Here is a 7482-nt window from a genome sequence, read left to right on the forward strand (position 1 = left end):
ACGGCCCGTGGGACCCGTCGCCCGGCCGGGCCCCGCGCCCGGCCGGGTCGGCCGCTCAGTCCTCGGCGTTGACCTTCGCGACGAGCTCTTCGAGGTCGTCCAGCCCCACCGGGCCGAAGCTCGCCAGGCGGCGGATCGGGATCGAGGCCATCATGCGCACCATGTCCATCCCCATGGCGTTGGCGGAGCCGTCGGCCGCCACCGGCGGCGTGAAGGCCTCCGCGAGGAGGGCCACGGCCCTGGGGTCGGCCATCACCTCGCCCAGCGTGGAGTCGAGCGTCACCGGCAGGCGCGGCGCGTCGCCCTCGACGGCGATCGCCGCCGTGGCCCGCAGGTCACGGCTCGAAGCGCCCGCCGACACCACGTACTCGCCGCCCTCGACCACCCAGCGGTCGGCCCGCACCTCCCAGTACGCCAGGTCCTCGCGGGGCAGCAGGACGCTGACGCGCTCGCTCCGTCCGGGTTCCAGGGTCACGCCCGTGAAGCCCTTCAGCTCACGCGGGGCCCGCGACACGGCCGAGTCGGGCTTGGCGACGTAGAACTGCACGACCTCGCGCCCGGCCCGGTCCCCGGTGTTGGTGACGGTCAGGTGCGCCGTGACGCCGGTGCCGTCCTGCTCCAGTTCGAGGTCGGAGTAGGCGAAGCTCGTGTACGACAGGCCGTGCCCGAAGGGGAAGGCCACCTCCATGTCGCGGGCGTCGTACCAGCGGTAGCCCACGTACAGGCCCTCGCCGTAGAGCACCGCGGAGTTCTCCCCGGGGAAGTTCAGGTACGCGGGGGTGTCCTGCAACCGGACCGGCACCGTCTCGCCGAGCCGCCCGGACGGGTTGACCCGGCCGAACAGCACGTCGGCGATCGCGCCGCCGCCCGCCTGGCCCAGGAGGGCCCCGTCCAGGACCGCGGGGGCCAGCTCGGCGACCGGGGCGAGCCGCAGCACGCCGCCGTGGGAGAGCACGACGACCGTCCGGGGCTGCGCCCGCACGACGGCCGCGAGCAGGTCGAGCTGCTCGGCGGGGAGTTCGATGTGCTCCCGGTCGAAGCCCTCGGACTCCTGGTGCTCGGCCAGGCCCAGGAAGACCACGGCGGTGTCCGCCGCGGTCGCGGCGCGCACCGCCTCCTCGCGCAGGCCCGTCGCGTCGCCCGGTTCCGCACCGCCCGACTCCGCGCCGCCCTGTGCCTCGGTGGTGTACCCGGGGGCGAAGGTGACCGTGCCGGAACCGGCCAGGGCGCGGATCTCCTCCAGCGGGACGTCCACGCGCGTGGGGTTCACGTGGGAGCTGCCGCCGCCCTGGTAGCGCGGGCTTTGGGCGAACCCGCCGATCACCGCGACGGACCCGTCCGGCGCGAGCGGCAGGAGCGCGCCGTCGTTCCTGAGCAGGACGACGCACCGCGCCGCCACCTCGCGGGCGAGGGCGTGGTGGGCCTCGACGTCGTGCGCGCCGACCTCAAGGGTTCGCGCGGAGTCCGCCGCGCGGTCCTGGCGGGAGGAGCGCGCCTTGGCGGCCAGGGCGGCCACGCGGGAGGCGGCCGTGTCCACGTCCTCCGCCGAGCAGGCCCCGCCCTCCACGGCCGCGACGAGCCGCGCGTCGCTCGCGCCGCCGTCGCCGGGCATCTCCAGGTCCAGCCCGGCGGCGACCGCCGCGGGCCGGTCCTGCACCGCGCCCCAGTCGCTCACGACCACGCCGTCGAAGCCCCACTCCTGGCGCAGCACCGTGGTGAGCAGCCAGTGGTCCTCCGAGGCGTAGACGCCGTTGATGCGGTTGTAGGAGCACATCACGGTCCACGGGGCGGACGTGCGCACGACCTTCTGGAAGGCGCGCAGGTAGATCTCGCGCAGCGTGCGCGGATCGATGTTGGAGCTGGAGCGCATCCGGTCGTGCTCGGCGTTGTTGGCGGCGAAGTGCTTGAGCGAGGCGCCCACGCCGGTGCTCTGGAGTCCGCTCACCCAGGCGCCGCCCAGGACGCCGGTGAGGAGGGGGTCCTCGGAGAAGTACTCGAAGTTGCGCCCGCCGCGCGGGTCGCGCTTGATGTTGATCCCCGGGCCCAGGAGCACGTCGACACCCAGCGCCCCGGCCTCGGCGCCCAGGGCCGCGCCCACCCGCCCGACCAGGTCGGGGTCCCAGCTCTGGGACAGGCCGACGGCGGGCGGGAAGCAGGTCGCGGGCAGGCTCTCGGACAGGCCGAGGTGGTCGGTGGCACCGGCCTGTCGGCGCACGCCGTGCGGCCCGTCGGTGAGCACGAGCGAGGGGACGTCCCCCACGGCCTTGGTCGTCCAGAAGTCGGCGCCGCTGCTCAGCGAGGCCTTCTCCGCCAGTGTGAGTCCGCTCGGGCCGGGGGTCGGGTCATGGGTCATGGGTGCTCGCTCCTGTCCAGAGGAAACGGAGGGCGGTGGCGCGTCCGTGCGAAAACAGTACGTCATGCGGTTTTCATGCGGCAAGTGCTAGAGTCGCGCCATGGCACGACGAGGTTCCTACGCGAAGGGCGTGGCCAAGCGCGGGGAGATCCTCGACGCGGCGCTCACCGTCATCGGGCGTGACGGGTACAGCCGCGCGACGGTGCGCGAGATCGCCGACGCGGTCGGACTCAGCCAGAACGGCCTGCTGCACCACTTCGGGAGCAAGGAGCGGCTCTTCGTGGAGGTCCTGCGCCACCGCGACGAGCTCGACCTGCTGGTCTACGGGGAGGGTGTGCGGCAGCGCTCCGGCGCCGTCGGCCAGGGGGCTGACGTCGTTGACCAGCTCCCTGATGGCCAGTACCCCGATGACCAGCGCCCCGGTGCTCCCGGTCGGGGTTCCGATGCCGTCGGCCAGGGCTCCGGCGCCGACGACGGGCGTCCCGAGGCCGTTGGCGAGCGTCCTGGGGTCGCTGACGTGCGCCCCGGCATCGCGGAGTCGCTAGTCCGGCTGGTCCGGCACAACGCCGAGGTGCCCGGCCTCGTGCAGCTGTACTCGCGCCTGTCCACGGAGGCCGCCGAGGAGGGGCACCCCGCCCACGACTTCTTCCGGGAGCGCTACGCCACGGCCCGCGAGACCATCGCGGAGGAGATCCGGCGCCTCCAGGGGAAGGGGGAGCTTCCGGCCGAGCAGGACGCCGACCGCCTGGCGGTCCTGGGCGTGGCCCTCATGGACGGCTTACAGGCGCAGTGGGCCTACGACTCGGGCGTCGACATGGCCGACCACATGGCCTACTTCCTCGGCCTCGTCGGCCTGCGGCCCGCCGCGCCGAACCCGCTGGGGGAGGGGACCGGCCCCTGAGGGCCTGGCCGCGGCGCGGCCTCAGGCGGGCGCGCCGCCCATGTCGTACCCGCCCTCCTCGGTCCAGGGAACCTCGGCGTCCTCGACCCGGACGCTCCAGCGCGCGTCTGGCAGGGCCCCGCGCAGCCGGGTGAGCGCACCCAGGTAGTGCCGCAGCTGGCACAGGAGCGGTTCGACTCCGCAGGTGTGGTGGGGAAGCTTGCTGGAGCCAGCCAGTACCTCGCCCTCCGACAGGTGGCGGCCGTCGTACAGGCCGAGCCCCTCGAACACCTCCTCCGGCCGCTGGTGGGACCCGGGCACCTCGCCCACGGCGTGCCACCGGGGCAGCAGCGCGGCGGCCTCCTCCATGAGCGCCCTCTCGCCCTCCGCGAGCACCTCGGCGGCCAGGGCGTGCTCGCGCGCGTCCAGGGGGGTGGCGCGCGCGGCGCTGTAGTAGAGCGAGACGCCCATGGTCCTGCCTCTGCGGTGGAAGGGAAACGTGCGGGACCGAGCGTAGGGCCGTGCACCGACGTCCCGGTTTCCGGGGGCGGGCCCCGGGTTCCTCGCGGATTCCGCGATACGCGTGCCGGGTCCGGTCGGGCGGTGGTTTCGGCGGGGTCCGGGGGAGCGGGTTCCGGTGCGGTTAGGGAGGTTTTGAGGTGATACGGGCGCGAGCGTGGTACGGTTATGAAAATCATTTCCATGCAGTCTGTGTCACATGACCGGAGGCCCGTGACGTGTCTGGAGGCAGGCGACGGCGCCGAGCGCCGGGGGCGGCGGGCACGCCGTTCGCGGTGAGGACCGATCGGACGGCTGTCTGAGATGCCCCGGGTGTCCCAGTACGACGACGTCGTCCTCAAGACCCTGGGGCGGAGCACGCGCTTCCGCAGCTGCCAGGAGATCCACCTCGCCCTCTCCGGAGGGCGTTCCCGCGCCCGCAGGCCGCCCAGCCTGTCCACCGTCTACCGCACGCTCCACCGGCTGGCGGAGGAGGGCGTCCTCGACACCCTCCACTCGCCCGAGGGAGAGCGCCTCTACCGGCTGTGCAGGACCTCCTCCCGGCACCACCACCTGCTGTGCCGGGTCTGCGGACGGGTGGAGGACATCGCGCAGGCGGACGAGCTGGGGGGTGTCGTCGAACGTATCCGCGAGGACAGCGGTTACGGCTCCCTGGACTACTCCTTCGAGCTGTCGGGCGTGTGTCCGGGCTGCGCCTAGGCAGTGGCCGAAAGGGTGCGCCGATTCGTCGCGATCTTGTACTTATAGCGAGTTTGGCGCGCCGGACCTCGCTATAAGTACAAGATCACCGCAGGTCAGACCCCTCGCGTCACATCGGAAACGTTTTCGGACAGCCCACAGGGCGGAGCCGGTTCGCCAGCCACGGACCCCCGGGCCCCGCTGCCGCATTCCACGAGAGGAGGGTCGTGTCCACGACCCGTTCTGTACAAGACCCCGGCGTGGCCCTGGTGACCGGGGCCGCCGGAGGCATCGGCTCCGCCGTCGTCCGGGGGATGGCCGAACAGGGCTTCCGCGTCGCGGCCCTGGACGTCGCCGGACAGGGGGTCCGCGCCCTGGCCGCGGAGCTCACCGCCCGGGGCCACCGGGTCCGCGGCTACGCGGTCGACGTCACCGACGAGGACTCCGTCGAGCGGGCGGTGGCCTCGGTCGAGGAGGAACTGGGCGCTGTCACCGCCGCGGTCAACGTCGCCGGTGTGCTGCGCTGGGGCGCGGTCACCGGCTTCCCCTCCCGGGAGTGGCGGGAGGTCTTCGACGTCAACACCCTCGGCGTCTTCCACGTCTCCCGCGCCGCGGCCCGGGTGATGGTCCCGCGCGGCGCCGGGAACATCGTCACCGTCAGCTCCGACGCCGCCGCGGTGCCCAGGGCCGCCATGGCCGCCTACGCCGCGTCCAAGGCCGCCGCGACCCACTTCACGCTGTGCCTGGGCCTGGAGCTGGGACCCCACGGGATCCGCTGCAACGTCGTCTCACCGGGGTCGACCGACACCGCGATGCGAAGGCAGCTGTGGGAGGACGGGCCCTCCTCCCCGAAGGCGACGCCCGGCAACGATCCCTCGGCGTTCCGCCCGGGCGTCCCGCTGGGCCGGGTGGCGCAGCCCGGCGACGTCGCGGAGGCCGTGGCCTTCCTGGCCTCGCCGCGCGCACGGCACGTCACCCTGCACGACCTGCGCGTGGACGGAGGGGCGAGCCTTGGCGCCTGAACCCCTCGGAAGCCTGCCCGGCCCCTTCGTCCTGTCCACCCCCGACCACACGCTGACGGTCGACGGCGCGCGGGGGCGCTTTCGCCCCCTGCCCGGCGGGAGCGCGGGCCTCGCGCGGGCGGTCCCGGACACCCTGCGCGAGGCCCGCGCCGCCGGATGGGACGACCCCCGGGTCGTGGGCGCCCTGCCCTTCCGGCCGGACGCCCCGGCCGCGCTCATGGTGGCGAATGTCGTCCGCACCGGCCCGCGCCCGCCGCGCGTTCCGGGCGGGGACTCCCCCTCCGGTCCGCCGCCCCACGAGCGTTCGCCGCGAACGGCCGGTGAGGGTTCCCCCTCCGGCACCCCGCCCCGGCACCGCCTGCGCGAAGAACCCTCCGCGGACGACTACGCCCGCCTGGTCGGGCTGGCCGCCGAACGCCTCTCCCGCGAGGGGCTGGACAAGGTCGTCCTGGCCAGGACCCTGCTGCTGGACCTGGCGGAGCCCCTCGACCCCGGCCGCGTTCTGGCCCGCCTCACCGCGGACAACCCGGGCGCCTTCAACTTCGCGGTCGCCGCGGGGGTCTTCGGCGGGGATTCCGTCGGAACCTCCGGCGGGGGTTTCGGAGGGAGCCGAATCAGTGCGTCCGGCGGGTCGGACGGCGGAGGTCAGGAGCCGCTCCGGCGACCGGTCCCGGTCCTGGTGGGGGCCAGCCCCGAACTGCTCGTCGCACGCAGCGGCCCCCGGGTGCGCTCGCACCCGCTCGCGGGCTCGGCGCCGCGCCACCCCGATCCGGCAACCGACCGCGAACGCGCCGAGGCCCTGCTGGCGTCGGCCAAGGACCTGCGCGAACACGCCTTCGTCGTGGAGGCCATCGCCGAACGCCTGCGTCCGCTCTGCTCCCGACTCGACGTGCCCGCGGTCCCGTCGGTCACCGCGACCGCGACCATGTGGCACCTGGGAACGCCCGTCTCGGGCCTGCTCCGGGAACCCCTTCCCTCGGCGCTGGAACTGGCCACCGCCCTGCACCCCACCCCCGCGGTCTGCGGCACGCCCGCCGGGGCGGCCGCGCGGGCCATCGGTGCGTGGGAGCCCTTCGACCGGGGCCTGTACGCGGGCGCCGTCGGCTGGTGCGACGCGGACGGCGACGGGGAGTGGGCCGTCACCCTGCGCTGCGCCGAGATCGCGGGAACCCGGGCGCGCCTGTTCGCCGGAGCCGGGATCGTCGCGGACTCCGTGCCCGCCGCGGAGGCGGCCGAGACCGGCGCCAAGTTCCGCACCATGCTCAACGCCCTCGGACTGGGAGCCGTCGACCCGGGGTCCGCCGATCCGGATCCCAGCGTCTCGAACCCCGCTGACCCGGGTTCCGGCCACCCGGAACCCGCCATCCACGTTCCGACACCACATGGAGAACGCCCCTGATGTCGCTTCCCTCGATCGAGCCCTACCCCATGCCTGGCGAGGGCGACCTGCCCGACAACCGGATGTCCTGGTCGGTGGACCCCGACCGCTGCGTCCTGCTCATCCACGACATGCAGCGCTACTTCCTCGACGCCTTCTCGCCGAACGAGGAACCGGTGCCGAGCCTGCTGGCCAACGTCGGCGCCCTGCGGCGCGCGTGCGCCGAACTCGACGTGCCGCGCGTCTACACCGCCCAGCCCGGTTCCCAGGACCCGGGCGACCGGGGGCTGCTCCGCGACCTGTGGGGCGAGGGGCTGCGGGACGACCCGGCCCACACCGCGATCGTGGAGGGCCTGGAGCCCGCCGACGACGAGATCGTCATGACCAAGTGGCGCTACAGCGCCTTCGCCAGGACCGACCTGGAGCGGTACCTGCGCGACGCGGGCCGCGACCAGCTGGTCGTCTGCGGCGTCTACGCCCACATCGGCGTCCTGACGACCGCGTGCGACGCCTTCATGCGCGACGTCCAGGCCTTCGTCGTGGCCGACGCCGTGGCGGACTTCTCCGCGGGCGACCACGCGATGGCCCTGTCCTACGCAGCCCGCCGCTGCGCCGGGACGGTGAGCACCAAGGAGGTTCTGGCCGCCCTGAA

7 protein-coding genes are annotated in these 7482 nt (G+C 74.1%); 5 read left to right on the top strand and 2 right to left on the bottom strand.

Annotated elements, in window-relative coordinates:
- Positions 1-55: 55 nt before the first annotated feature.
- Positions 56-2353: a glycoside hydrolase family 3 C-terminal domain-containing protein gene (locus ACSIH6_RS25320; protein WP_435110814.1), complete on the bottom strand. Its 2298-nt coding sequence runs from the start codon at positions 2351-2353 to the stop codon at positions 56-58.
- Positions 2354-2453: 100 nt separating this feature from the next.
- Between ACSIH6_RS25320 and ACSIH6_RS25325 the strand changes: the two genes are divergently transcribed.
- On the top strand, positions 2454-3254 hold the full coding sequence (locus ACSIH6_RS25325) for a TetR/AcrR family transcriptional regulator (protein ID WP_435110815.1): 801 nt from the start codon (positions 2454-2456) through the stop codon (positions 3252-3254).
- Between the two features lie 21 nt (positions 3255-3275).
- Here ACSIH6_RS25325 and ACSIH6_RS25330 read toward each other — a convergent pair whose 3' ends face one another.
- Positions 3276-3704 carry a hypothetical protein gene (locus ACSIH6_RS25330; protein WP_435110816.1) on the bottom strand — a complete coding sequence of 143 codons (429 nt, stop codon included), beginning with the start codon at positions 3702-3704 and terminating at the stop codon, positions 3276-3278.
- 351 nt (positions 3705-4055) lie between these two features.
- Between ACSIH6_RS25330 and ACSIH6_RS25335 the strand changes: the two genes are divergently transcribed.
- The 4 genes from ACSIH6_RS25335 to ACSIH6_RS25350 form a co-directional block, all read left to right on the top strand.
- Complete coding sequence (locus ACSIH6_RS25335) at positions 4056-4451, top strand: Fur family transcriptional regulator (RefSeq protein WP_435110817.1); 396 nt, start codon at positions 4056-4058, stop codon at positions 4449-4451.
- 206 nt (positions 4452-4657) lie between these two features.
- Positions 4658-5452, top strand: a complete 795-nt coding sequence (locus ACSIH6_RS25340; protein WP_488186027.1) for a 2,3-dihydro-2,3-dihydroxybenzoate dehydrogenase — start codon at positions 4658-4660, stop codon at positions 5450-5452.
- Positions 5442-6851: an isochorismate synthase gene (locus ACSIH6_RS25345; protein ID WP_435110818.1), complete on the top strand. Its 1410-nt coding sequence runs from the start codon at positions 5442-5444 to the stop codon at positions 6849-6851. Before ACSIH6_RS25340 ends, ACSIH6_RS25345 begins: the two co-directional genes overlap by 11 nt.
- Positions 6851-7482 (top strand): isochorismatase family protein (locus ACSIH6_RS25350; protein ID WP_435110819.1); only part of this gene is annotated, 632 nt, incomplete at its 3' end. The genes ACSIH6_RS25345 and ACSIH6_RS25350, both read left to right, overlap by 1 nt.

Source organism: Nocardiopsis synnemataformans (genome assembly GCF_965343085.1).
In the GTDB taxonomy this organism is placed as follows: domain Bacteria; phylum Actinomycetota; class Actinomycetes; order Streptosporangiales; family Streptosporangiaceae; genus Nocardiopsis; species Nocardiopsis alborubida.

Coding starts and splice junctions, on each gene's coding strand:
- ACSIH6_RS25335 (WP_435110817.1), top strand. CDS start 4,056: ATGCCCCGGGTGTCCCAGTACGACGACGTCGTCCTCAAGACCCTGGGG.
- ACSIH6_RS25325 (WP_435110815.1), top strand. CDS start 2,454: ATGGCACGACGAGGTTCCTACGCGAAGGGCGTGGCCAAGCGCGGGGAG.
- ACSIH6_RS25330 (WP_435110816.1), bottom strand. CDS start 3,704: ATGGGCGTCTCGCTCTACTACAGCGCCGCGCGCGCCACCCCCCTGGAC.
- ACSIH6_RS25320 (WP_435110814.1), bottom strand. CDS start 2,353: ATGACCCATGACCCGACCCCCGGCCCGAGCGGACTCACACTGGCGGAG.